Annotated in this window: 20 protein-coding genes; 16 read left to right on the plus strand and 4 right to left on the minus strand. The window is 61.7% G+C overall.

Annotated elements, in window-relative coordinates; genetic code table 11:
- Nucleotides 1-140: 140 nt before the first annotated feature.
- The 6 genes from Q1A06_RS15070 to Q1A06_RS15095 all read left to right on the plus strand — a co-directional run bounded on the left by Q1A06_RS15070 (nt 141) and on the right by Q1A06_RS15095 (nt 7,173).
- On the plus strand, nt 141-1,709 hold the full coding sequence (locus tag Q1A06_RS15070) for an ABC transporter substrate-binding protein (RefSeq protein ID WP_299565372.1): 1,569 nt from the start codon (nt 141-143) through the stop codon (nt 1,707-1,709).
- A 110-nt stretch (nt 1,710-1,819) separates the two neighbouring features.
- A complete protein-coding gene (locus Q1A06_RS15075; protein ID WP_299565374.1) occupies nt 1,820-2,794 on the plus strand; it encodes an ABC transporter permease in 975 nt (324 codons plus the stop codon).
- Nucleotides 2,794-3,732, plus strand: coding sequence for an ABC transporter permease (locus Q1A06_RS15080; protein ID WP_299565376.1), 939 nt, complete (start codon nt 2,794-2,796; stop codon nt 3,730-3,732). The genes Q1A06_RS15075 and Q1A06_RS15080 overlap by 1 nt, the downstream gene beginning before the upstream one ends.
- Nucleotides 3,729-4,694, plus strand: a complete 966-nt coding sequence (locus Q1A06_RS15085) for an ABC transporter ATP-binding protein (protein ID WP_299565378.1) — start codon at nt 3,729-3,731, stop codon at nt 4,692-4,694. The genes Q1A06_RS15080 and Q1A06_RS15085 overlap by 4 nt, the downstream gene beginning before the upstream one ends.
- A complete protein-coding gene (locus Q1A06_RS15090; RefSeq protein WP_299565380.1) occupies nt 4,691-5,704 on the plus strand; it encodes an oligopeptide/dipeptide ABC transporter ATP-binding protein in 1,014 nt (337 codons plus the stop codon). The genes Q1A06_RS15085 and Q1A06_RS15090 overlap by 4 nt, the downstream gene beginning before the upstream one ends.
- Nucleotides 5,701-7,173, plus strand: coding sequence for a carboxypeptidase M32 (locus Q1A06_RS15095; protein ID WP_299565383.1), 1,473 nt, complete (start codon nt 5,701-5,703; stop codon nt 7,171-7,173). The genes Q1A06_RS15090 and Q1A06_RS15095 overlap by 4 nt, the downstream gene beginning before the upstream one ends.
- Nucleotides 7,174-7,188: 15 nt before the next feature.
- On the opposite strand, the gene Q1A06_RS15100 is transcribed toward Q1A06_RS15095, so the two are convergent.
- Together Q1A06_RS15100 and Q1A06_RS15105 are read right to left on the minus strand one after the other, a co-directional pair.
- Nucleotides 7,189-8,544, minus strand: a complete 1,356-nt coding sequence (locus Q1A06_RS15100) for an ATP-binding protein (protein ID WP_299565386.1) — start codon at nt 8,542-8,544, stop codon at nt 7,189-7,191.
- Nucleotides 8,541-9,206: a response regulator transcription factor gene (locus Q1A06_RS15105; protein ID WP_299565389.1), complete on the minus strand. Its 666-nt coding sequence runs from the start codon at nt 9,204-9,206 to the stop codon at nt 8,541-8,543. Before Q1A06_RS15105 ends, Q1A06_RS15100 begins: the two co-directional genes overlap by 4 nt.
- Before the next feature lie 186 nt (nt 9,207-9,392).
- Here Q1A06_RS15105 and Q1A06_RS15110 point away from each other — a divergent pair, with 186 nt between their 5' ends.
- Nucleotides 9,393-9,950, plus strand: a complete 558-nt coding sequence (locus tag Q1A06_RS15110; protein ID WP_299565392.1) for a L,D-transpeptidase — start codon at nt 9,393-9,395, stop codon at nt 9,948-9,950.
- Nucleotides 9,951-9,996: 46 nt separating this feature from the next.
- Here Q1A06_RS15110 and Q1A06_RS15115 read toward each other — a convergent pair whose 3' ends face one another.
- The gene (locus tag Q1A06_RS15115; RefSeq protein WP_299565395.1) at nt 9,997-10,773 is read right to left on the minus strand and encodes a VOC family protein; all 777 of its coding nucleotides are present in this window, start codon (nt 10,771-10,773) and stop codon (nt 9,997-9,999) included.
- A 137-nt stretch (nt 10,774-10,910) separates the two neighbouring features.
- On the minus strand, nt 10,911-12,956 hold the full coding sequence (locus tag Q1A06_RS15120) for an NADH:flavin oxidoreductase (RefSeq protein ID WP_299565398.1): 2,046 nt from the start codon (nt 12,954-12,956) through the stop codon (nt 10,911-10,913).
- Nucleotides 12,957-13,656: 700 nt separating this feature from the next.
- Here Q1A06_RS15120 and Q1A06_RS15125 point away from each other — a divergent pair.
- The 9 genes from Q1A06_RS15125 to Q1A06_RS15165 all read left to right on the plus strand — a co-directional run bounded on the left by Q1A06_RS15125 (nt 13,657) and on the right by Q1A06_RS15165 (nt 23,151).
- Nucleotides 13,657-14,841: an acyl-CoA dehydrogenase family protein gene (locus tag Q1A06_RS15125; RefSeq protein ID WP_299565400.1), complete on the plus strand. Its 1,185-nt coding sequence runs from the start codon at nt 13,657-13,659 to the stop codon at nt 14,839-14,841.
- A gap of 12 nt (nt 14,842-14,853) precedes the next feature.
- Nucleotides 14,854-15,912 (plus strand): acyl-CoA dehydrogenase family protein, encoded by a 1,059-nt coding sequence (locus Q1A06_RS15130; RefSeq protein ID WP_299565423.1) that lies wholly within the window; start codon nt 14,854-14,856, stop codon nt 15,910-15,912.
- Nucleotides 15,909-16,733 (plus strand): enoyl-CoA hydratase-related protein, encoded by an 825-nt coding sequence (locus tag Q1A06_RS15135; protein WP_299565425.1) that lies wholly within the window; start codon nt 15,909-15,911, stop codon nt 16,731-16,733. The genes Q1A06_RS15130 and Q1A06_RS15135 overlap by 4 nt, the downstream gene beginning before the upstream one ends.
- Before the next feature lie 60 nt (nt 16,734-16,793).
- Nucleotides 16,794-18,059: an ABC transporter substrate-binding protein gene (locus tag Q1A06_RS15140; RefSeq protein ID WP_299565427.1), complete on the plus strand. Its 1,266-nt coding sequence runs from the start codon at nt 16,794-16,796 to the stop codon at nt 18,057-18,059.
- Nucleotides 18,060-18,123: 64 nt separating this feature from the next.
- Nucleotides 18,124-19,008, plus strand: a complete 885-nt coding sequence (locus tag Q1A06_RS15145) for a branched-chain amino acid ABC transporter permease (RefSeq protein WP_299565429.1) — start codon at nt 18,124-18,126, stop codon at nt 19,006-19,008.
- On the plus strand, nt 19,005-20,042 hold the full coding sequence (locus Q1A06_RS15150; RefSeq protein ID WP_299565431.1) for a branched-chain amino acid ABC transporter permease: 1,038 nt from the start codon (nt 19,005-19,007) through the stop codon (nt 20,040-20,042). Before Q1A06_RS15145 ends, Q1A06_RS15150 begins: the two co-directional genes overlap by 4 nt.
- Nucleotides 20,039-20,797, plus strand: a complete 759-nt coding sequence (locus Q1A06_RS15155) for an ABC transporter ATP-binding protein (RefSeq protein WP_299565433.1) — start codon at nt 20,039-20,041, stop codon at nt 20,795-20,797. The genes Q1A06_RS15150 and Q1A06_RS15155 overlap by 4 nt, the downstream gene beginning before the upstream one ends.
- Nucleotides 20,784-21,503, plus strand: coding sequence for an ABC transporter ATP-binding protein (locus Q1A06_RS15160; protein ID WP_299565435.1), 720 nt, complete (start codon nt 20,784-20,786; stop codon nt 21,501-21,503). The genes Q1A06_RS15155 and Q1A06_RS15160 overlap by 14 nt, the downstream gene beginning before the upstream one ends.
- Entirely contained in the window at nt 21,493-23,151 is a 1,659-nt protein-coding gene (locus Q1A06_RS15165) for an AMP-binding protein (RefSeq protein WP_299565437.1), read from the plus strand. Before Q1A06_RS15160 ends, Q1A06_RS15165 begins: the two co-directional genes overlap by 11 nt.
- Nucleotides 23,152-23,157: the final 6 nt, after the last annotated feature.

Below are 23,157 nucleotides of genomic sequence, written 5' to 3' on the forward strand. Positions count from 1 at the left end.
AATTCGCACCAAACCCCGCGTTATTGTTACGCAATTTGTGTGCCCATGCAAAGATATTTGCGGTAAGGGTTCATATTTTCTTGACGTTAAAAATGCGCGGGGCGTAGTGTTACAGTACACCATAACAAATGGAGAGTCTCATGTTGAAAACCACATTAAGGTCGGGCATCGCCACCCTTGCGCTGCTGGCGGCCGCACCCACGGTCATGGCGCAGGATCTCACGATCGGTTTGCGGGCGGGGCCGGACTCGATTGATCCGCACTGGTCCACCCTGGGCAGCCAGGCAGAGGCGCTCCGCCACGTTTTCGACACCCTCGTCGATGTGGACGAGAAGCTGCAGCTCAAGCCCGGTCTGGCCGTCAGTTGGGAGGCCATCGACGAGACGACATGGGAATTCAAGATGCGCGAAGGCGTGAAGTTTCATGATGGCAGCGATTTCGACGCCGAGGACGTGAAATTCTCGATCGAGCGTATTCCGGAAGTGACCGGACCGATGCCGATGACGCTTTATACCAAATATGTGGACAGCGTCGAAGTGGTTGATCCGCTGACGCTGCGGGTCAAGACAAAGGGCATGGCACCGTCGCTGCCCAACGACTTTACCCGCCTGTTCGTCGTCTCCTCGGACATCGGGATGGAGCCGCGCAACGAAGAATTCAACGCGGGCGATGCGGCGATCGGCACCGGCCCCTACACTTTTGTCAGCTGGGAGCCGAAGGGTGATCTGGTGCTGTCGCGCTACGATGACTATTGGGGCGGCGCACCTGCGTGGGAAACCGTCACCCGCCGCGAGATCGCCGACGATGCGGCGCGTGTGGCCGCGCTGAAATCCGGTCAGGTCGACCTGATCAATTATGTACCGGCGACCGATTACCTGTCGATGCAGAACGACAGCAGCCTTGAAACCTTCGTGTCCGACTCTGTCTATATCCTCAACATCGCGCCGTCGGTGAAGGACGAAGAACCGCAGCCGATCAAGGTGAACGGCGAAGAGGTCGACGGCAACCCGCTGCAGGATCTGCGTGTGCGCAAGGCCCTGGATCTCGCGATCAACCGCGACGTTCTGGTGAACGTGGTTCTCGAAGGACTGGGCACACCGGCGAACCAGTTGATGCCCGAAGGTTTCTTTGGCTATTCTCCTGACCTGCCCGCGCGCGAATACGATATCGAGCAGGCCAAGGCGTTGCTGGCCGAGGCGGGATATCCCGACGGGTTCGAGATTGACTTTACATGCACCAACAACCGCGTGCCCGGCGATGCCGTGGTCTGCGAAGCGCTGGCGCAGATGTGGTCGCGTCTGGGACTGAAGGTGAACGCGCAGGCGCTCAACGGTACCGTCTATTTCCCCGCCGCTGCGCGTGAGGAATACACCATGACGATGTCTGCCTGGGGCACCCTGACGGGGGAGGCCGCCTATACCTACGGCGCGTTGACCCACACCAAGGATGCCGAAAAGGGATTTGGCAACTTCAACCGCTCGGGATACAGCAACCCCGAATTCGACAAGGTGTTCGGAGAGGGCAGTCAGACACTGGACCCCGAAGCGCGCAAGAAACTGTACGAGCAGGCATCCGTCATCGCGATGGAAGACCGCGCGTTGATCCCGACGGTGATCCTGCAGACCGTCTGGGCGGCGAAGGCCGACACGATCGACATGACACCGCGCGTGGATCAGGAAACCCGCGCCTATGCGATCATGCCTGAGTGATCCAGTGAGACAATTGGACGGCGCGCAATCATGTCTTTGCGCGCCGCTCTAATTTACGGACGACAAGTTGATGCAGCCGGGCCCGGTGCAGGGCGGAACGCGAGGTTGAGATGTTTGGTTATCTTGTCGGTCGGCTTTTGCAGGCGGTCGTCGTCGTCTTTGCCATGTCGGTGATCGTTTTCGTCGGCGTCTATGCCATCGGCAATCCGATCGACGTGATGATTGACCCTGGTGCCACGCAGGAGATCCGCGAAAACCTGATCCGCCAGTACGGGTTGGACCAGCCGCTGTGGCAGCAGTATTTCACCTTTGTCGGCAATGTGTTTCAGGGTGATCTGGGCCGGTCGATGGTGTATAATATTTCCGTTACCTCGCTGGTGTTTTCGCGTTTGCCCGCGACACTGGAACTGGTGTTGGTGTCCGTTACCATCGCAGCCGTCGTCGGCATCCCCGCCGGGCTTTATGCCGGCTACCGCCCCAATGGCATCGCGGCCAAGCTGATCATGGCGTTGTCGGTCCTTGGCTTTTCTGTGCCGACGTTCTGGATCGGGATGCTGCTGATCATGGCGTTCGCGGTCGAGCTGGGCTGGCTGCCGTCGGGCGGGCGCGGCGAGGTGGCGGAGTTCTTGTGGTTCAAGACGTCGCTGGCCACCGCGAACGGGTGGAGCCATGTGATCATGCCCGCGATCAATCTGTCGCTGTTCAAGATGGGGCTTTTGATACGCCTCACCCGCGCAGGAATGGTCGAGGCGATGGGGGCGGAATACGTCCGCTTTGCCCGCGCGCAAGGGCTACCCGACCGGCAGATCGTATTCAGCCATATCCTGCGGAATATCTCCATCCCGGTAATCACGGTCTTCGGGCTTGAGCTGGGGTCCACTCTGGCCTTTGCGGTGGTGACGGAGACGGTGTTCAACTGGCCCGGTGTGGGCAAGCTGATCATCGACAGCATCCTGCAACTCGACCGGCCGGTGATGGTGTCGTACCTCGTGATGGTGGTGATCCTGTTCGTACTGATCAACCTGATCGTCGATCTGATCTATGCGCGGCTTGATCCGCGCGTGCGTCTGAAAGGAGGTTCGTGATGAACGATACCCTTGCGCCGCGCGGAAATACCGTTGCCGTTCCCGCCGCCCCTCCGGCGGAGACGCGGGCGATGCGGTTGCGCAATTTCTGGTCGGATTACCGTCAGTCCTGGGTCGCGATAGGTGCGCTGGTGGTGATCGTGGCGCTGCTGATCGGGTCGTTCTTTGCGCCCTGGCTGGTGCCGCAGGATCCCTATGATCTGGCCAATCTCGACTGGCTTGATGCGTTCCTGCCGCCCGGCACCGTGGGATCGGGGGGGTACACGCATCTGCTGGGCACCGACAACGCAGGTCGCGACATGCTGTCGGCGATCCTCTACGGGCTGCGCACCAGTTTCATGATCGGCATTTCCGCCGGTGTGCTGGCGCTGGCCGTCGGGATCACCGTCGGTCTGACGGCGGCCTATTTCGGGGGGCGGATCGAGGCGCTGTTGATGCGGATCGTCGATTTGCAGCTGTCGATGCCCGCGATTCTGCTGGCGCTGGTGATGGTGGCGATGTTGGGACAGGGGATCGGGCAGATCATCCTTGCGCTGGTCGTCGCGCAGTACGCCTATTTCGCGCGCACCACCCACGGGGCCGCGTCGGTCGAGCGGCGCAAGGATTATATCGAGGCGGCGCGTTCTACCCCGCTGCCCACATGGCGGGTGATGTTCAAGCATCTGTTGCCCAACGTCCTGCCGCCGTTGATCGTCGTGGCGACGGTGCAGGTGGCGAGCGCCATCTCGCTGGAGGCGACGCTGTCGTTTCTGGGCGTGGGCCTGCCGCTGACAGAGCCATCGCTCGGCTCGCTCATCTCTAACGGGTTCAAGTACATTCACGCGGGACGCTACTGGCTCTCCATCTATCCGGGGATATTTCTGATGATCACCGTTGTCGCGATCAATCTGGTGGGCGATCAGGTGCGCACCGTCATCGACCCAAGGAACAGCCGATGACCGCTGCATTGGATGTACAGGGGCTGACCACACGCTTTGCCACGCGCGGCGATGCCGTGACGGCGGTGAACGACGTGAGTTTTTCGGTTGAGAAGGGGCGTATCCTTGGGCTGGTGGGCGAAAGCGGATCGGGCAAGAGCGTCACCGGATTTTCCATCATGGGCCTGATCGACGCGCCGGGAGAGGTGTCGGCGGGGCGGGTTCTGGTGGATGGTGCCGATCTGCGCGGGCTGTCGGACGAGGACATGCGCAAGATGCGCGGCAGCAAGGTCGCGATGGTGTTTCAGGACCCGATGATGACCCTCAACCCGGTGCTGCGGGTGGGCGATCAGATGGCGATGGCGGTGCGGGTGCACCGCAAGATGTCGAAGAACGCGGCGCTGGAGGAAGCGCGGCGCGCGCTCGATACCGTTGGTATCCCGTCACCCGAAGAGCGCCTGCGCGCCTATCCGCACCAGTTGTCGGGCGGGATGCGCCAGCGCGTGGCCATTGCGATGGCCCTGCTGCACAGCCCGTCGGTGATTATTGCCGACGAGGCGACGACCGCGCTCGATGTATCCATTCAGGGGCAGATCCTGGCGGAGGTACGTGAGCTGGCCGATGAGACCGGTGCGGCGATTGTCTGGATCACGCACGATCTGGCCGTGGTGTCGAGCCTCGCCGACGACATCTGCGTGATGTATGCGGGCCGCATCGTGGAGCGCGGGACCGCGCAACAGGTGATCGAGCACCCGCGCCACCCCTATACCAAGGGGTTGCTTGAATCGATCCCGGCGCTGCACGCGCCCGGCACGCCGCTGCCGCAAATCCCCGGCTCCACACCGCAGCTGTCGCGGCTGCCGCAGGGGTGCCCGTTTCGCCCGCGCTGTCCGCGCGCGAGCGACATCTGCACCACGGTGCCCCCCGCAGATACCGTGGACGGGCAGACCGTCCTGTGCCATCACCCGCTGGAGCGTCCATGACCGAACCCATCCTGAAAATCGAAAACGTCTCGAAACGCTTTACCCGGATGCCGGGGCTGGCCGAGCGGCTGGTCGGCAAGGTTGTGGGCGGTGGCAAGCCTGTAACCGTACATGCGCTGTCGGATGTCACGCTCGATGTGGCGCAGGGAGAGGTTCTGGGCATCGTCGGCGAATCCGGCTGCGGCAAATCCTCCCTTGGCCGTGTCGTCGCGGGCATCTATGCGCCCAGCGATGGGCGCGTGACGCTGAACGGCAAGCCCGTCGCGCGGGAGCATGGCGGTAACATCGACAAGCTGACCACGCAGGTGCAGATGATCCATCAGGATCCCTTTGCCTCGCTCAACCCGCGCATGAAGGTGGGCGAAACGCTGGCCGAAGGCCCGCGCTATCACAACATCATTCCGGCGCGCGACGTGGCCGCGCGGATGCGCAGCCTGCTAGAGCAGGTAGGGCTTGAAGGGGCCTATGCCGACCGTTTGCCGCACCAGTTTTCGGGTGGTCAACGGCAGCGTGTCGCGATTGCGCGTGCGCTCGCGATGGAGCCGGAGGTGCTGGTGCTGGACGAGGCGGTCGCCTCGCTTGACGTGTCCATTCAGGCGCAGGTGCTCAACCTGTTCATGGACCTGCGCCGCGATCTGGGACTGACGGCGCTTTTCATCAGTCACGATCTGTCGGTGGTGCGCCATGTCTGTGATCGGGTGGCGATCATGTATCTGGGACGGCTGGTCGAACTGGCCCCGGCAGAGGCGCTTTATGCCGATCCGAAACACCCCTATACGGCGGCGCTGTTCGCCTCTGTGCCGACCGTTGGCACCGGCAAACGGCGGTTCGAGACGATCAAGGGGGAAATCCCGTCACCGATCAACCCGCCGTCGGGCTGTGCGTTTCATCCGCGATGCCCACATGCCGGCCCCCGCTGCCGCGTCGAGGCGCCGCGCCTAACGGAGGCGGGGCAGGGCCGCACGGTTGCGTGTCACCTCAATGATGGCGGTGTGGAGGTTGCGGCATGAGCGCGGATCTGCAAACCCGTATCGGGCGGTTGAATGACGTTCTGTGCGCGGTGAACACGCTGAACTGGGACGCGCGCACGCAGATGCCGGAGGGCGGGGCGCAGACGCGCGGGCAACAGATCGCCACTTTGATGGGGATTGCGCGCGAGATGATTCTGGACCCCGCGATGCAGGATGCGGTCGATGCGGCGGACGGGGCGGAGGCCGAGGCCGTTCAGGCCGCCATCGACCACCACGCGCGCCTGCCGGCCGAATTGCTGCGCGCGCAGGCCGAAAACGCGACCATCGCAGGTGCGGCCTGGGCCCGCGCGCGGGCGACGTCCGATTTTACGGTGTTCCAGCCGCATCTGGAAAAGGTCGTTTCGCTGGCTCGTGAAAGCGCGCGGGCGCTCGGGTTTGAAGGCCATCCCTACGACCCGATGGTGCAGACCTTCGAGCCGGGCGAAACCGCCGCCAGCCTTGATGCATTTTTCGGTACCCTGCGCGCCGGGATCCTGCCCGTTCTGGATGCCGCGCGCGGACGCACGCCACCGCGCAGCGATTTTCTGTACCGGGATTATCCGCCGGAATTGCAAAAACGGTTTGCCGCCGACACGGCGGAGACGCTGGGATATGATTTCACGCGCGGGCGGCTGGACACGACGGTGCATCCGTTCGAGGTCAGCTTTACCCGCAACGACGTGCGCATCACCTCGCGGTGGACCCGCGATTATCTGCCGATGTCGATCTTCGGGTCAATTCACGAGGTTGGCCATGCGCTGTACGAGCAGGGGATTGCCCCGGCGCATACGCGCGGTGCCTTCGCCACTGACATGATCGGATTGTACGCCGTGGGCGGCACCAGTTTCGGGATGCACGAAAGCCAGTCGCGGCTGTTGGAAAACCATGTGGGCCGCAGTCCGGCATTCTGGGCCGCGCATTTTCCGCGCCTGCGCGACACCTTTCCGCAGCAGCTTGGCGATGTGAGCGAGGCGGAATTCGTCGCCGCGATCAACCGGGTGGAGCCCGGCGCGATCCGCGTCGAGGCGGACGAGCTGACCTATGATCTGCACATCATGCTGCGCGTGCGCATCGAGATGGGGTTGATGGACGGGTCGCTGGCCGTGGCGGATGTGCCGCACGTCTGGCGGGAGGCGATGCGCGCCGATCTGGGCGTCGAAATCGAGGGTGACGCGCAAGGCTGTTTGCAGGATGTGCATTGGTCCTCGGGATATATCGGATCTTTTCCGACCTACACGATCGGCAATGCCACGGCGGCGACGCTGATGGCGCATTTCGACGCGGCGCGCCCCGATATCCGCGACGCGCTTGACCGGGCCGATACCGGGCCTTTACGCGACGCACTGGGACAGGCGGTCTGGCGGCACGGCCGTTCGAAAACCCGCGCTGAGTTGCTGGCGGCGGTCGGGGCCACGGCGAACGACCCGCAGCCCTATCTTGACTATCTGCGGGCCAAATTCGCGGCGTAAAAGGGCGCGGGGCGCCTAGATGCTGCCGTCGAAGTCGAGGCAGACCACCTCGCCGCCGTCCGGGCGCGGTGAGAAAGACAGACGCGCGCCGAGCCGTTCGATTGCGGTCTTCACGATGGCGAGGCCAAGGCCGCTTCCGCTGGCGGTCGCACCGGCGCCCCGGAAAAACCGGTCTGTCACCCGCGCGCGGTCTTCGTCCGCGATGCCGGGTCCGCGGTCCATCACGCAGATTCGCAGCCGGTCGTCGATCGCTTCGAGCGTGATCGTAATCTCGCTGCCCGCCGGTGCGGCGGCAATCGCGTTTTCGATCACGTTGCGCAGGGCGACGGCCATCAGGACCGGATCGCCCCTGAGGGTGCGGTCGGTGGAATGGGGCAGGTCGATCGAGACATTCTTCGCGGCGGCAAGGCGGGAGAGGTCATCGACCGTATCGCGCAGGATCGCCACGATGTTAACCTGTGCATCGAGGCTGTTTTGGGTGCTGTCCACCGAGGCCAGCGACAAGAGCTGGCGCACCATTCTGTCGGTCCGGTCGACGCCGCTCTGGATGCGGGTGAGCGCGCCTGTGCGGGTCTCCGCGTCCGTTGCCCGCATCGCAACCTGCGCCTGTGTCTTGATGCCTGCGAGCGGTGTTTTCAGCTCGTGCGCTGCGAAGGAGGTGAATGCCGTTTCGCGTGCGCGGGCGGCGCTGACGCGGGCGAAAAGCCCATTGAGCGCCGTGCCGACCGGCCTGATTTCATGCGGCATGGTATCGACTGCCACCGGCGTCAGGTTGTCTGCGGTGCGCTGCGTCAGCCCTCTGGCCAACCGGTCGAGCGGCAGCAGCCCGCGCTGCACGCTGAGCCAGATGAGCGCCGCGAGAACCGGCAGGATCAGCAGGGCGGGTACGATCAGCCCCGTCGTCACATCGCGGACGAGGCGGTCGCGTACGGTGTGGCTGTCGCCGACCATGACACGCACGCCAAGGGCTTCGTTGATGACGGAATAGACGCGCCATTCCTCACCGTTGACGGTGCTGTCGGTGAATCCTGTGTCCTGTGCGGACAGACGCCCGTCCGGTGCGCTGCCCGAACGCCCGACGAGCGTGCCGTCCAGTGACCAGATCTGACAGGAAAGCCTGTGCGAATAATCGCCGGTCAGTTCCTCGGGAAGGCCGGCACCGTCCGTCAGCATGGTTGCGGCGCTGGCGACGTCAATGCGTTGATCCGATATCAGGGACGAGACCATATGCACAGCTTCGGCCAGCCGCGCGTCCAGCACACGTTCAACGTCGGCGCGGGTGGACTGCTGGATCCAGACAAACGCCGACAGCCAGACCGCGCCGGTCGCGGTCATCAGGATCACAAACAGGCGGATGCGGATCGAATTCATGCGGTTTCCCCGCTGAGCTTGTAGCCCGCGCCGCGCACCGTCTGGATAAAGTCCGCGCCGAGTTTGGCCCGCAGTTTGTGAATATGCACTTCGACGGCATTGCTTTCGATACCCTCCTGCCAGCCATAGAGGCGGTCTTCGAGGGTGGATTTTGACAGGATCGCGCCGGGCCGCTCAAGCAGGGCGCGCAGGATCACGAATTCGCGCGGCGAAAAGGCGATCTCGCGGTTCTTGTGCGTGCCAGACATCCGCGCCGGATCGACGCTAAGCCCGTTCCACGCCAGATCGGCGTGCGCGCGGCCTTCGGCCCTGCGCACGATGGAGCGCAGACGCGCCGCGACCTCGTCGAGATCGAAGGGTTTGCCGAGGTAGTCGTCGGCGCCGAGGTCAAGACCTGCGATCCGGTCGCGGACCTGATCCAGCGCGGTGAGCAACAGCGCGGGCGTGGGATCGTCGCGCTTTCGCATCCGGCGCAGGATATCGAGGCCGGAGCCGTCGGGCAGCATGATATCGAGCACCACTGCGGCAAAACCGCCCTGCGCCAGCGCCGCGTCCGCATCGGCGCATGTCTCGACCGGTTCGGGCGTGAACCCCGATAGGCGCAAACCCACCGACAAGCCGTCGGCGAGGGTTGCATCATCCTCCACGATCAGTATGCGCATTATCCGGTCTCCTTTGCCGTACGATAGGCCTTTGCGCAGCCGAGCTTAAGCCCCGCTTAAGACCTGCCGGGTCAATTCCGCCGATACGCAAGTTGGCATTGGAAGGCGCACCGATCACGGGGTTTAAGGTTCGGTTAAGCCAAGCCTGTGACAGGGTGTGGAAAGAACGAGTAGAAAGGAATAACAATGGCAGATTACATGACGCGCCGCAAAGCGCTGGTATCCGGCCTTGCGATGGCTGGCGGATTGGCTATGCCCGCCACGCTGCGGGCGCAGGAAGCGACCAAGCGCAACACGTCGAGCTTTATCACGCAGGACTGGCAGGACCATTTCGACACACTGGGCGTTGCCACCATCGTCGCGGATACCACATCGCGGGTGCTGCATTACTGGAACGCGGACGGGAGCGACTATCGTCTCTATCCCACATCGGTTCCGAAGACCGACGAGTTGACCAAGCGCGGCTATACCAAGATCGTGCGCAAGAAGGTCGGCCCGGACTGGACGCCGACCGCGTCGATGATGGAGCGGTTTCCGCACTACAGCTATATGCCACCGGGCCCGGAAAATCCGCTGGGCACGCACGCGATGTACCTCGGCTGGCCCGCGTATTTGATCCACGGCACCCACGACACCCGCAAGATCGGGCGCCGGTCGTCCGACGGATGTATCGGGCTTTATAATGCCAAGATCGCCGAACTTTTCGAGCTTTGCCCGGTCGGCACGCAGGTTCGATTGATCTGAACCAAGAGGGGCGTGGCGGGCGCGAGCCCGCCGGCCCTTTCGGGGTCTACCCTTTGCGCTTGCCGACAAACATGATCTTCGCACCCTGCGGATCATCGGCTTGAATCAACCATTCATCGCTTTCGGGAAGCGCGACCGGTCCGCTTCGGACCGTTCCCTTGGCCTTTTCCACCGCCATTCTGGCCTTGTCGATATCTGCGACCTGCATCGCGAAATTCCAGTAGGGGCCGGTGTCCTGCGGGGGCCGGTCCATGATGCCACCGATCATCGTACCGTTGTGATTGATGAACGTGTAATCCCCGTTCGGTCCCATCGACATCGCGCCTCCGTGTTCCCATCCGAACAGCTTGGCATAGAAATCAAGCGCGGCCTGCTGGTCGGAGGTGGCAAGCTCGTTCCAGCAGCCGTGACCGGGTTTTGTCGGTGCGAAGGCGGAGCTGTCTTCGTCGCTTTCGCTTTGCATCAGATAGAACTGTGCGCCTTGCGGATCCCGGCAGAACGCGAACCGCCCGACGCCGGGGATGTCGGTCGGTTCGATATCCACGGCACCGCCCAGCGTTCTTACGCTCGCGGCGGAGGCATCGACGTCATCTACCCCGATGTAGACATACCACATGTCCGGCATGGTTTGCGCGTGATCCGGGGTACGCAGCATACCTGCGACAGGCTTTTTCCGGGCCGAAGCGACACGATACTCCATACCGTCTGCGCCGGATATTGCTTCGAACGTCCACCCCATTACGCGCTTATAGAATTTCTCGGCGCTGTCCGGGTCCTGTGTCATCAATTCGTACCAGATGGGAGTGCCGTGGATATCTGTCATTGGCTATCCTTTCGAAACCGGGGGGCGGGACAGGCGCACGATGTCGACGATGGGCTGAAATCCGCCATGGATTATCTGCGACCCGCGCGCCATGTCATGGGTCGCAGCGCAGTGCGGTTGACGTCGATGGTATCACATCAGAGGTCTTTCACCAATCGCAGCGCATCGTAAATCGCGGCATGGGTGTTGCGGGCTGACACGGCGTCACCGATGCGGAACAGCTGAAATGATCCGGTGCTGTTGCGTGTCAGGGTTTGGGGCGTACCGTTGATCAGAGCGTCGTGATCGACCGCGCCGCCGTTGGTACTGCGCGGTTTGAGGTCGAGATACAGATCATCCAGGGGAAGCGTGCCGTAGTTGACGACGACCTGATCGTAGTCATTTGCGTAGGTGTGATCGCTGTAATCCGTGCCGATCGTGGCGGTCAGCCTGTTGCCGCTGGGGGTCACATCAAGCAACCTGCGGGTGACGGTGAACGTGACATCCTTGTCCTGCAGCGCGCGCATGTAGGGCACCAGGTTCATCGCCATGACACCCGGCGCAAAGGTGCGATCGGGGGTCATAACCTCGACGGTTGATCCGGCGGCGGCAGCGATTTCGGCGGCTTGCAAACCAGCGTGGTCGCCGCTTTCGTCATAGATCAGGATGCTCTGCGCGGGCTTTATATCGCCCGACAGAATGTCCCAAGCGGTGACGACATGCGCCGCGTCCTTGCCTGTTTCGAACAGCTCGGTGTTGGGCATGCCGCCCGTCGCGACGATCACGACATCGGGGGCAAGCGCGGTGATATCCTCCGCACCGGCCCAGGTGTTGAAATGGAACACCACGTCGCGGGCCGCGCATTGCGCCATCCGCCAGTCGATGATCGAGAGCATCTCGCGGCGGCGCGGGCTTTGTGCGGTAAGACACACCTGCCCGCCGGGGTGCGGCTGGGCCTCGAAAACGGTGACGTCGTGACCGCGCTCTGCCGCCACCCGGGCGGCCTCCAGCCCGGCGGGGCCTGCACCGACAATCACCATTCTGCGGCGTGTATCGGCGCGCGGAATCGTGTGCGGCATGGTTAATTCACGCCCCGTCGCCGCGTTGTGGATGCACAGGGCGTCCCCGGCCTCGTAGATCCGGTCAAGGCAGTAGGTCGCGCCGACGCAGGGGCGGATGTCGTCCTCGCGGCCCTCCATGATCTTCGTGACCACATGCGGATCTGCCATATGCGCGCGGGTCATGCCGACCATGTCCAGCAGCCCCGCCTCGACCGCGTGGCGCGCGGTGGCTACATCGGGGATCCGCGATGCGTGAAACGTGGGTATGCCGGTCAGCTTTCTGACCTGACCCGCGAAATCCAGATGCGGCGCGGTTCTCATGCCCTGCACCGGGATCACGTCGGTCATCGCGGGATCGGTGTGGATGCGCCCGCGTACGACGTTGAGAAAATCAAGCTGCCCTGTCGCGGCGAGCTTCTGCGAGATCTCGAGCCCGTCCTCGGCGGTGATCCCGCCCTTCTGCGCTTCGTCTGCGGTATAGCGGAAACCGACGATGAATTCTGGCCCGACCCTCTTGCGCACCGCAGCGAGCACATCGAGAGGGAACCGCATCCGGTTCTCCAGCGTGTCCGCTCCGTAGGGTCCCGAAAGATCATTGGTCAGCGGCGACCAGAACTGATCGAGCAGGTGGCCGTAGACCTGCAATTCGATCCCGTCCATGCCGCCCGCTTTCATCCGCTCGGCGGCATCGGCGAAATCTGTTATGATCCGCTCGATGTCCCAATCCTCGATCAGCTTGGGAAATGCGCGGTGCGCCGGTTCGCGGTGCTTCGAGGATGAGACGGAGGGCAGCCAATCGCCCTTGTTCCATGCGGTCCGGCGCCCCAGATGGGTCAGCTGGATCATCACGGCACATCCGTGCTCGTGACAGCCATCGGTCAGGTTGCGGATCCACGGAACCACCTCGTCCTTGTAGGCGAGGACATTGTTGAACACGGGCGGGCTGTCCTTCGATACGGTGGCCGATCCTGCCGTCATCGCCAGCGCCACGCCCGCTTTCGCGCGTTCTTCGTGATAGGCGCGGTAACGGTCTTTCGGCATCCCGTCTTCGGGATAGGCCGGTTCATGGCTTGTGGTCATGATCCGGTTTTTCAGGGTGAGGTGTTTCAGTCGATACGGCTGAAGAAGCGGATCTTTGGTCATCGAAGCGGTCTCGCTGTGTCGGTCGGGGTCCGGTGCCGGGTTTATCATCCTACCGTGCCGCATAACGGGTATGAGTCAAGGTTTCCCGACTGCGGCCATCGCCCTTTGTGCGTCCTCAAAACCGCGCGCGCAGTATGTTCCTTGCCGCTCTGAAGTTATCGCAACGCGACTATTGTGAAACGACCAACGTAGCCGGTGGTGCGTAAGCTGCCGGACAGCACACTGTTTCATCCGGGACCGACACCCGGATGCAGGAGGCTCAAGAGCGCCCGCAGCCGACTCGTCCGTCGCGCGGGTCACGTTCATCCATTCCGTGCGGTGTCGAGCTTGGCCAAGCGAGGGCAGCCGGGCTGGTTTCGCCCCTGATCTGCGCCGCACTTTCCTTCCAGCTTTGCTGGGGCCGGATTCATGATCTTACGCGGCCGGTTTGTCGATGACACGAATGATGTGATGTTGGTTGCTGTCGCCAGTTGCGCAGACGCTGCGATTGCTTCTTTGCTTTTCTGGAGCGGCGTCCATCACTGTGGATTTTCACGAGTATTTAGAAGGCGGCCGAAAGGCCCGTGGAGCGGGCAGTTGCCTCGGCGCGCCGCGCTGTCGGAATGTTCCGTTTCTTTGACAGAGCTAACTGCAAGGTTGACTCGTGACTAAAAACTGAATTATGAATCAGTAATCATATTATGGGTGGGGAGGCTTCATAATGGATGTGGGATGGTCGTCGGCGGATCAGGCTTTCAGGCAGGAAGTGCGCGAGTTTACGCAGGCGAAACTGCCAGCTGAGATACGCGACAAGGTGATCGCGGGCCGTCCTTTGGAACGGTCCGATCACATGCAGTGGCAGGACATCTTGGCCGAGAAGGGCTGGATCGCCGGGTTCTGGCCTTCCAAGTTTGGCGGGCATGACTGGACGCCTGCGCAAAGCTACATCTTTCAGGAAGAAACCACTTATGCCGGTGCGCCCTGGTTGCTGCCGTTCGGCGTGAATTATGTCGGCCCGGTGATTTACACATACGGAAGCGAGGCGCAGAAAGCCCGCCATTTACCCGGCATCGTCTCGAACGAGGTGTTCTGGTGCCAGGGGTATTCCGAGCCGAATGCGGGTTCGGATCTGGCGCAACTGTCAACACGTGCGGACCGGGACGGCGACGCCTATGTCGTAAACGGATCGAAGATCTGGACGTCGATGGCGCATTGGGCGGATTGGATTTTCGCGTTGGTTCGGACAGATTCGCAAGTCAAACCGCAGCGCGGAATATCCTTTCTGTTGATTGATCTTCGCACGCCCGGGATCACCGTTCGGCCCATCCGGTCCATCGAGGGGGCGCATCATTTGAACCAGGTGTTCTTCGACAACGTGCGGGTGCCGGTCGAAAATCTGGTGGGAGAAGAAAATGCGGGCTGGGGCTATGCCAAGTTCCTGCTGGGGCACGAACGCGTGCTTTCAGCGGAGATCGGCAAGGGCAAGCGCATGCTGGACCGGTTGCGGTCGGTCGCGTCGGCGCAAGGACGGTCGGACGATCCGGGCTACCTTGAACGGCTCAACCAGCTTGAGACGGATCTTCTGGCGCTGGAGTGGACAACGCTCCGGATGCTTGACGCCGTCATGGATGGGTCGGCACCCGGTTTTGAAGCCTCCGTGCTGAAGCTGCGCGGGTCCACGATTGTTCAGCGCATCGCTGAATACACTGTAGATACGCTGGGACCGGCAGCGTTGTCCTTTGATCCGGCGGGTCTGGAACAGCAAGTCAACGATCCTAACGCTGAATTGTACCGGAATATGGGGATCGTTTCGGAATTCCTGTTCCAGCGCGCGCCGACGATCTGGGGTGGCAGCAACGAAATCCAACGCAACATCATTGCCAAGCATGCGCTTGGCCTAGGCTGAGGCGGAGGTTCTGTGAAGATCACATTGAATGAAGAACAGTCGATACTGGCACAAAGCGTCGCGCGGTTTGTGGATGACCGCCGGGACGCGGTGTCCTGGCGGCCCGCAGATCGCGGCCTCGACCCCGAGATCTGGCGCGAGGTGGCGGCGCTTGGTTGGTTGGGCGCCGGTGTGGGCGAAGCAGCGGGCGGTTTTGGCGGCGGGCGTGCAATGTCTGTCGTGATGGAAGGGGCCGGCGCCGGTATTCGCTATGCAGAGCCGCTGAGCCAGGTCTTTGTCGCGCTGGCAATTCTGGAGTCCGCGGATGCCGAAAACCCGTACCTGTCGGAGATACTGTCGGGCGAGGCCTTTGCCTGTGGATTGATCGCGGACATGGGTACGGGGATCGAAGCGATTGGCAGCGGCGACGATTGCAGGATTTCGGGTGCGTTCAAGGCGGTTCCCTACTTTGAGCAGGTGGACCATCTGGTGCTGGCCCTTCCGGACCTGATCTGCGTGCTGGATGCGCAGGCGGCGGGGATTGATACGCAGACGTATCCGGCGCTGGATGGCGCGACGCGCGCCGATCTGAGCTTGGACAATGTGCAAGTGAAGAGTGTTGCGGTCCTTGCCAAAGGTGAAAGCGCCAGTGTCGCCCTGAACCGCGGCCGCGTGTTTCACGCCGCGGCAGTGACCGCAGAGGCAAGCGGACTGGCCGCGAAATTGTTCGAGGACACCTTGGCCTACGTCAAGCAGCGGACCCAGTTCGGGCGGCCGATCGGGGAGTTTCAAGCGGTGCAACACCGCCTGGCGGACATGTTCGTCGCGCTTGAGGAGATCAGGTCGCTGTCGCTGGCGACGGCGCGGGCGGCGGAGGACGGTGTGCCGGCCGATCGCAGGCTGTCGCAGGCGGTGGTCGGCGTCATTGACCGAGCCCTGCACATCGCGCGTGAGGCGATCCAGTTACACGGGGGGGTCGGCATGACCGAAGATCTGCCAATGGGCGCGGGACTGCGGCGCCTGAAGGTACTTCAACTGATGCCTGCCGGCGCTCAGACACATCGGCGCACGCTGACAGGCCGAGCCACATGACCACCAACATCGAGGAGAAAGAAATGGAACGGTTCGAGAGCTACAAGACAATGACGTTCAAGCGGGACGGGCGCGTGCTTACGGTCACGCTCAATCTACCTGAAACGCTGAACGCTGTGAACGAAGAGCTTCATACAGAACTGTCGCGGGTCTTTGTCGATCTGAACGACGATCCGGATTCGGATGTGATCGTACTGACCGGTGCCGGCAAGGCGTTCTGCGCGGGGGGAGACATCGACTGGATGCAGGCGGCGATCGACGACCCATCGGAGTTTGAGGTCACGGGATTCGAGGCCAAGCGCATCATCTTCAGTCAACTCGATATGGAAAAACCGTTGATTTGCCGGATGAACGGCCATGCGATCGGACTGGGGGCGACCATCGCGTTGTCATGCGACATCGTCATCGCCAGTGAAACCGCGAAAATCGGCGATCCGCATGTTTCCGTCGGGCTTGTCGCGGGCGACGGGGGGGCGATCCTGTGGCCACAGATGATCGGATATCTGCGCGCGAAGGAATATCTTTTGACCGGTGACGCGATCCCTGCGCCCGAGGCCGCGCGCATGGGTCTGATCAACAGGACAGTCGCAGCCGACCAGTTGGACGACGAGGTTTATGCGCTGGCGCACCGGATTGCATCGGGCGCGCGCAAGGCGATCCGATGGACCAAGGTGACAGCAAATATCGGTCTCAAGCAGTTGGCCCATTCGATCATGGATACCGGTGTGGCTTACGAATCCATGTCGAACGTCTCGAAGGATCATCGCGAGGCGGTGGCCGCCTTCCGCGAGAAGAGAAAACCCGTTTTCACGGGGGAATAGGGACAGTCGGGAGACAGGGACGGTTGGGAGGCCGGACCATCAAATCAGGAGGAGGACAAGATGGCTTACAAGATGAACAGACGCGGTATTGTGAAGGGGATCGCCGCAAGCACTTTGGCAGTACCCTTTATCAACCTGCGCGCAGCAACGGCCCAAAGCGGCCCGATCCCGATCGGTGTGGTGACACCGCTCAGCGGGCCGGTGCAGTTGATCGGCAATTTTGTCCGGCACGGGGCCGAGATAGGTGCCGCGCACGTGAATGACAACGGCGGTATCAACGGGCGACCAATCGAACTGGTCTTCCGCGATTCAAAGGCAAACCCCAACGACGCCTCGGTCGCGGCGCGTGAGCTGGTCGGTTCGGGCACCAATCTGCAGCTGGGCACGATTTCCAGCGCGGTGGCCCTTGCAATGGGCCCCTTGCTGGAAAGCGAAGGCGGCGTGGTCATCACCACGGGGGCGGGTACCGAGAAAATCAACCACGAGAACTATAACCCGCATGTCTTTCGGGTCGGCGACAGCCCGGTCAGCCGCAATGCAGGGCTGGTGCGTCACATCGTCGAAAGCCGCCCGGACCTGCGCAAGTGGGGCGGCATCATTCCCGACCACGAGTACGGGCGCACGACCTGGAAAATCTTCGAGGCGACGATGCGCAAGGCCGTGCCTGAAATGACCGGCGAGGAGGCCGAGATTGCCGAGCCGATCCTGGTACCTTACGGTTCGGGAGACTATCGCAACTATATAGCCCAAGCCATGCGCATGGATGTTCAGGGCATCTATACTTCGGTCTATGGCGGCGATGCCGTGACGCTTTATCAACAAGCCAAGCCCTTTGGCCTGTTCGACAAGATCGACGTTCTGCTCGACTCCGCGAACGAATTTCTGGTGGCCACGGCGATGGGCGATCAGACGCCCGCGCACTGGAGCGGCTTTCATTGGTACTATGAGGCCAACAAGGGCAACCCCCTCTCGGACGATCTTTATGCGAAATATGTCGAGGCGACAGGCGACACCTATCCGATGGGATGGGCCGCCGAGGCGCACGCGGCCGTGCTTGCCTATGCCGGTGCAATCGAAAAGGCGGGCAGCACGGAAACCGACGATGTGATCGCCGGTCTCAAGGGGCTGCGCTTTGACAGTGCAACGGGCGAGCGTCACATCCGTGCCGAGGACAACCAGGCGGTCAAGAATGCCGAACTGGCCTACATCGAGCCATCCTCAACTGCGCCGGCAGGGTTCGAGGTGACAGACTACGTCTCGCTCGATGGTGAAAAGGTTGTTGAACCGGCGCGTCCGGGACAGATGCTCGATACGTCGAACCTCTGAGATCGGTCACACGCAATCGTGGGCGAGAAGCTTTCTCGCCCATGACCAACCGGGGAAATCGAAGATGTATGATGTCGGCATGACAGTGTTCAACGGGCTTGCCTGGGCCATGGCGACGTTTCTCGTCGCGGCGGGGCTGACGTTGATATTCGGGATTCTGCATATCCTGAACTTTGCACACGGCGGCTTTTTCATGATCGGCGCCTATGTGTCCTATACCGTTATGATTGCGCTTGGCGGCGCGCTGCCGCTGTGGCTTTACCTTATCGGAGCGATGGTTGCGGGCGTTGTGGTCGGCTTGCTGGGTTGGGCCGTGGATATGCTCGTGTTTCGACGGTTGCGCGATGTCGATGACGCCTACTCTTTGATTGCCACCTATGCGCTGCTGTTGCTGTGCGGCGGCGTGGTGCAACTGATCTGGGGACTTAACTATCTGGGCGTGATGCCGCCCCCGGTGCTGAATTCCGTCATCTTCCTTGGCGACATGTTCATGCCGACCTACACCATCTTCATCATCCTGTGCGGGGTGTTGGTATATGTGGGGCTGGAGCTTTTCATTGCGAAATCCCAGACCGGGCGGTTGATCCGGGTGGTGGCGGCAGATCCCTGGATGGCGCAACTTCTGGGTTTGAACGTCAAACGCATCTATCTTTTCACAGTAATACTCAGTTTTGCCCTGGCCGGGCTGGCGGGCGGATTGCTCATGCCGAACCAGAGCCTGTCGCCGGAGCTGGGTGGTATTTTCCTGCTTCAGGCTTTCGGCGTGATCATCCTGGGCGGTATGGGTTCGATACGGGGTGCGTTCCTGGCCGCGATTGTCCTGGGGCTGATCGAAAGTTTCGGGGTGTACTTTTTCCCGCAGTATCCCGGTATCTTCTTCCTTCTTGCGCTGGCGATCATCCTTTTGATCAAGCCCGAGGGGATCATGGGCAGGGAGCAGACGGCATGATTGATTATCGCGCGCGCTTTCGCATCAACCTTGCAATCGCGCTTTGCGGGCTGGCTGTCTTTGCCATTGTACCGTTCGTTGCCAACAGCGGTTTGGTGTTTCTTGCCGGTCTGGTCGCGATCAATATCGTTTTCGGCCTTTGCTGGAACTTCCTGTTCTCCGGTGCCGGTTTGCTGAGCTTCGGACATGCGATGTTCTTTGCTGCCGGTGCCTACGGGATGGCTGTGGTTTCGCTTCGAATGCCCGAGTTGCCCTTCTTCTTAGGTCTGGCTTTCGGATCGGCCTGCGGCGCGTTGATCGCGATGATCTTTGGATATATCGCGCTGCGGCGTGCAAGCGGGGTCTATTTCGCGGTTTTAACGCTCGCGTTTTCCGAACTCATCCACATCTATATCACCAAGACGACGTTTCTGGGCCGCAATGACGGGCTGGTGGGGATACCGCGACCTACGATCGACCTGGGACCGTGGGTCCTGGATCTGACCAGCGCGACCAGCTACTACTATTTCATCATTGTCGCCATGACGATTGCCGCCTTCGCTCTTTGGTGCTTTCAGAATTCACCAGCGGGCCGCTTGATACAGGCCATTCGTCAGGATCCCCTCAGAACTGCCTTTTTGGGTGCGGGGATCCGGGGCTGGCAACTGACTGCTTTTGTCGTGTCGGGAACCATTGCTGCATTCTGCGGCGCTGTGATGGTTCCCTTTACGCAGATCGCATCGCCCGAGATTGCCGTTTGGACAGTGTCGACGCAACCGATCCTTTTTACCTTGCTGGGTGGGGCAGGGCATTTCTGGGGACCAGCGGTCGGGGCGATCCTGTTCGGCGCCATCGCCTATGGCACACGGGCCATGCAAGGGCTTTCCGACATCACTGTGAGCGTTCTGCTTCTAACGGTTGTTCTGTTGATCCCCGGCGGGTTGCTGGGGCTGTGGCAGCGGCGCCGCCGCAAGGCAGGAGGCCGACAGCCGGGTCAGGCTGGCGATGACGCGCGGCCCGGTACGGCCGCCGGAAAGGTGGAGGCACGGCAATGACACAGATCATGCAAGCCCGGGCGATGTGCAAATCCTACGGCCCTGTCCGGGTCCTTGAAAATGTCGATTTCGAACTCGATGAAGGTGAGGCTCATGTTGTTATCGGTCCCAACGGAGCCGGCAAGACGACGCTGTTCCGATGCCTCAGCGGCGAGACGCGTATTGACAGCGGCACGATCACATTGAGCGGCAGCGATGTGACCGCTTTGGAAGGCTGGCAACGCGTTAAAAGCGGCATAGGCCGGTCGTTTCAGGTGGCACGGATCTTTGGGGGCATGTCGGCTTTCGAGAACCTGATCATCGCCATCGAAACCCGCGAGCGCAACAAGAACGGCCTGCGGTTCAGCCTGCGGCACCTCGCCCCCAGGAAGGCAGTGCTGGAAGAGGCCGAACGGCTGATCGGGGAGTTGGGGCTTGAACATACCTCCGACGATGCTGCCGAAAACCTGTCCCACGGCGACAAGAAACGTCTGGAACTTGCCATGAGCCTCGCGTTGAAGCCGAAGCTGCTGATGCTGGACGAGCCCACCGCCGGGATGTCGCCTTCGGACCGGGCCGAAGCAGTGCGGCTGATTTCTCAAGTGCGCGACACCTACGGTTTGACGTTGCTTTTGACCGAACATGACATGGAGGTGGTCTTTGGCCTGGCCACCCGTCTTACCGTTCTCCATCAGGGTGTGATCATCGCATCAGGCCAGCCCGAAGAGGTGCGCGCCGACAGTCGGGTACGAGAGGTGTATCTTGGACAGCATTGAACCAATTCTCAGCATTCGCGGCCTTGATGCGTTCTATGGTGGCAGCCGCATTATCCAGAATGCGTCGCTTTCGATAAGACCCGGCGAAAAGGTGGCCCTGCTGGGACGCAACGGCGCAGGCAAGTCGACCCTGATGAAAAGCCTGTTGAACGCCGGCCCCCGGGTAGTGGGTGACATCCACTTTGACGGTAAGGACATCTCTGCGCTCGCGACCGACGCACGCAGTCGCATGGGGCTTGTCCTCGTGCCGGAGGACCGGCGTATCTATAGCAACATCACGGTGGCCGAAAATATCGAGTTGGGGAGGCATGCGGCCCGGGCCGGTGCCGCTGTCTCGAGCGACGAGGTCTACGACCTTTTCCCGCTGCTTGCGCCGCTCAGGCAGCGCGCGGGGTATCAGCTTAGCGGCGGTCAGCAACAGATTGTTGCGGTGGCGCGCGGCTTGATGGGCGCACCGCGGCTGTTGCTTCTGGATGAGCCGGTCGAGGGGTTGGCGCCGGTGGTTGTCGACGAGATGGTACAGCACATCGCACGGATCTGCGAGACCCGCGAACTGGCCCTGCTGATCGCCGAACAAAACCTGTCGTTTGCAAGACGCTGCACCGATCGTGTGGTGCTGATCGACAGTGGTCGCATTGTTTTTGACGAAACATGGGAGGTTTTCGATGCCAATCCAGAACTCAAGGAACGGCACCTTGCCGTCTGACAGCGTAGATACGCAGGCCGCCCGGTGGCCGCTTCGTTTCGAACCGGGTGAACGGGCCGCGCGCAAGGCGGCCGGCGAATGGCCCGGCAAAACTTTGGGCGAGGCGGCCCGGGAGAGGGCACAGGAACACGGGGAGGTGATCGCACTGGTAGGCAAGACCGACACGCTCGACTTTGCCACCTGTTTCGAGCGGGCAGGAAATCTGGCCCGAGGTTTGCGTGAACTCGGGATAGAACCCGGCGATACGGTCAGCTTTCAGTTGCCGAACTGGACCGAGGCGGTGATCCTGAACCTTGCCTGTGCCATGGGTGGTTTTGTCATCAATCCAATCATTCCGATCTACCGTCAGGCGGAACTGGCCTTTATCCTCGCGGATTGCGAGGCAAAGATCGTTTTCGTACCGGCCATGCTTCGTTCGATCGACTACCAAAGCATGTATGACGCGCTTCGCAAAGCTCTGCCGCTCCTGAACCATGTGGTGATGGTTCGCGCACCGGGTGATCTGACCTTTGAGGCGATCGAAGCGATGGGCCGCGAGTCCAGCGTGGAGTTGCCTGCCGTCATCGACCCGGACAGTGCGAAGTTGATCATCTATACTTCCGGTACGACCGGGCTGCCGAAAGGGGTCATTTACAGCCACAATCAATCACGCAGGCCGATATGGGCCAGCATGACGGCATGGGATCTGTCGCCCGGCGACACTCTTTTGATGCCGAGCCCTGTCACCCATGTGACCGGCTATGCTTATGGTATGGAGATGCCGTTCTATTTCGGCACCCGCTCGGTTCTCATGGAACGGTGGGATGCTGAAGAGGCCGTTGCGCTGACGCAGCAGCATGGCGTCGGTTTCATGATTGGCGCGACACCGTTTCTGGCCGAACTCCTGACCGAGGCCGAACGTCTGGACGCGCCTCTGGAAACATTGCGAATCTATGGATGCGGTGGCGCGGCGGTGCCGCCCGCGTTGATCGACCGGGCCAACCGTCATTTTCCGAATTGTCGCGCGTTCCGGGTTTTTGGTAGCTCTGAATGTCCGATGGTCACGCAGGGCTGTCTGGACGACACCGATCTGGCTGCACAGAGTGACGGGCGCGTGATAGATTGGGATGTCAAGGTCGTCGACGCGCAGGGCCGGACCGTGCCGTCGGGTACGGAAGGTGAAATCCTCGCGAAAGGCCCGGCGCTGTTTCGCGGCTATACCGATGTCAAGGCGACGCAGGAAGCCTTCGACACCGAAGGCTATTTCAGGACGGGCGATCTGGGCACGCTGACATCAGACGGGGTGTTGGTCATTACGGGACGCAAGAAGGATATCATCATTCGCGGCGGCGAAAACCTGAGTGCAAAGGAGATCGAGGACGCGCTGCATACTCATCCGGGGATCCGGGAAGCGGCGGTCGTGTCGATGCCGCACCCCCGGCTCGGCGAAGGCGTCTGTGCCTTTCTCATCGCCAGCGCGACCGATGCCGACCCGCTGACCGTGGACGAAATCAAGGTGTTTCTGAACGAGGCAGGGCTTGCGCGCCAGAAGTCGCCCGACCGCGTGGAATATGTCGATGAACTGCCCCAAACCGCATCAGGAAAGGTGCAAAAACACATTCTGCGCAAGACCATACGAGACATCATGCAACAAGAGCAGGCCGGTTGAAACTAT

Source organism: uncultured Sulfitobacter sp., from assembly GCF_947497275.1.
Lineage (GTDB): Bacteria > Pseudomonadota > Alphaproteobacteria > Rhodobacterales > Rhodobacteraceae > Sulfitobacter.

Excerpts from the sequence above, each read along its gene's own strand:
- Q1A06_RS15075 (WP_299565374.1), top strand. The coding sequence starts at position 1,820 with ATGTTTGGTTATCTTGTCGGTCGGCTTTTGCAGGCGGTCGTCGTCGTC.
- Q1A06_RS15140 (WP_299565427.1), top strand. The coding sequence starts at position 16,794 with ATGGCTTACAAGATGAACAGACGCGGTATTGTGAAGGGGATCGCCGCA.
- Q1A06_RS15145 (WP_299565429.1), top strand. The coding sequence starts at position 18,124 with ATGTATGATGTCGGCATGACAGTGTTCAACGGGCTTGCCTGGGCCATG.
- Q1A06_RS15105 (WP_299565389.1), bottom strand. The coding sequence starts at position 9,206 with ATGCGCATACTGATCGTGGAGGATGATGCAACCCTCGCCGACGGCTTG.
- Q1A06_RS15100 (WP_299565386.1), bottom strand. The coding sequence starts at position 8,544 with ATGAATTCGATCCGCATCCGCCTGTTTGTGATCCTGATGACCGCGACC.
- Q1A06_RS15135 (WP_299565425.1), top strand. The coding sequence starts at position 15,909 with ATGACCACCAACATCGAGGAGAAAGAAATGGAACGGTTCGAGAGCTAC.
- Q1A06_RS15085 (WP_299565378.1), top strand. The coding sequence starts at position 3,729 with ATGACCGCTGCATTGGATGTACAGGGGCTGACCACACGCTTTGCCACG.
- Q1A06_RS15115 (WP_299565395.1), bottom strand. The coding sequence starts at position 10,773 with ATGACAGATATCCACGGCACTCCCATCTGGTACGAATTGATGACACAG.
- Q1A06_RS15150 (WP_299565431.1), top strand. The coding sequence starts at position 19,005 with ATGATTGATTATCGCGCGCGCTTTCGCATCAACCTTGCAATCGCGCTT.
- Q1A06_RS15080 (WP_299565376.1), top strand. The coding sequence starts at position 2,794 with ATGAACGATACCCTTGCGCCGCGCGGAAATACCGTTGCCGTTCCCGCC.
- Q1A06_RS15125 (WP_299565400.1), top strand. The coding sequence starts at position 13,657 with ATGGATGTGGGATGGTCGTCGGCGGATCAGGCTTTCAGGCAGGAAGTG.
- Q1A06_RS15090 (WP_299565380.1), top strand. The coding sequence starts at position 4,691 with ATGACCGAACCCATCCTGAAAATCGAAAACGTCTCGAAACGCTTTACC.
- Q1A06_RS15110 (WP_299565392.1), top strand. The coding sequence starts at position 9,393 with ATGGCAGATTACATGACGCGCCGCAAAGCGCTGGTATCCGGCCTTGCG.
- Q1A06_RS15095 (WP_299565383.1), top strand. The coding sequence starts at position 5,701 with ATGAGCGCGGATCTGCAAACCCGTATCGGGCGGTTGAATGACGTTCTG.
- Q1A06_RS15120 (WP_299565398.1), bottom strand. The coding sequence starts at position 12,956 with ATGACCAAAGATCCGCTTCTTCAGCCGTATCGACTGAAACACCTCACC.
- Q1A06_RS15070 (WP_299565372.1), top strand. The coding sequence starts at position 141 with ATGTTGAAAACCACATTAAGGTCGGGCATCGCCACCCTTGCGCTGCTG.
- Q1A06_RS15155 (WP_299565433.1), top strand. The coding sequence starts at position 20,039 with ATGACACAGATCATGCAAGCCCGGGCGATGTGCAAATCCTACGGCCCT.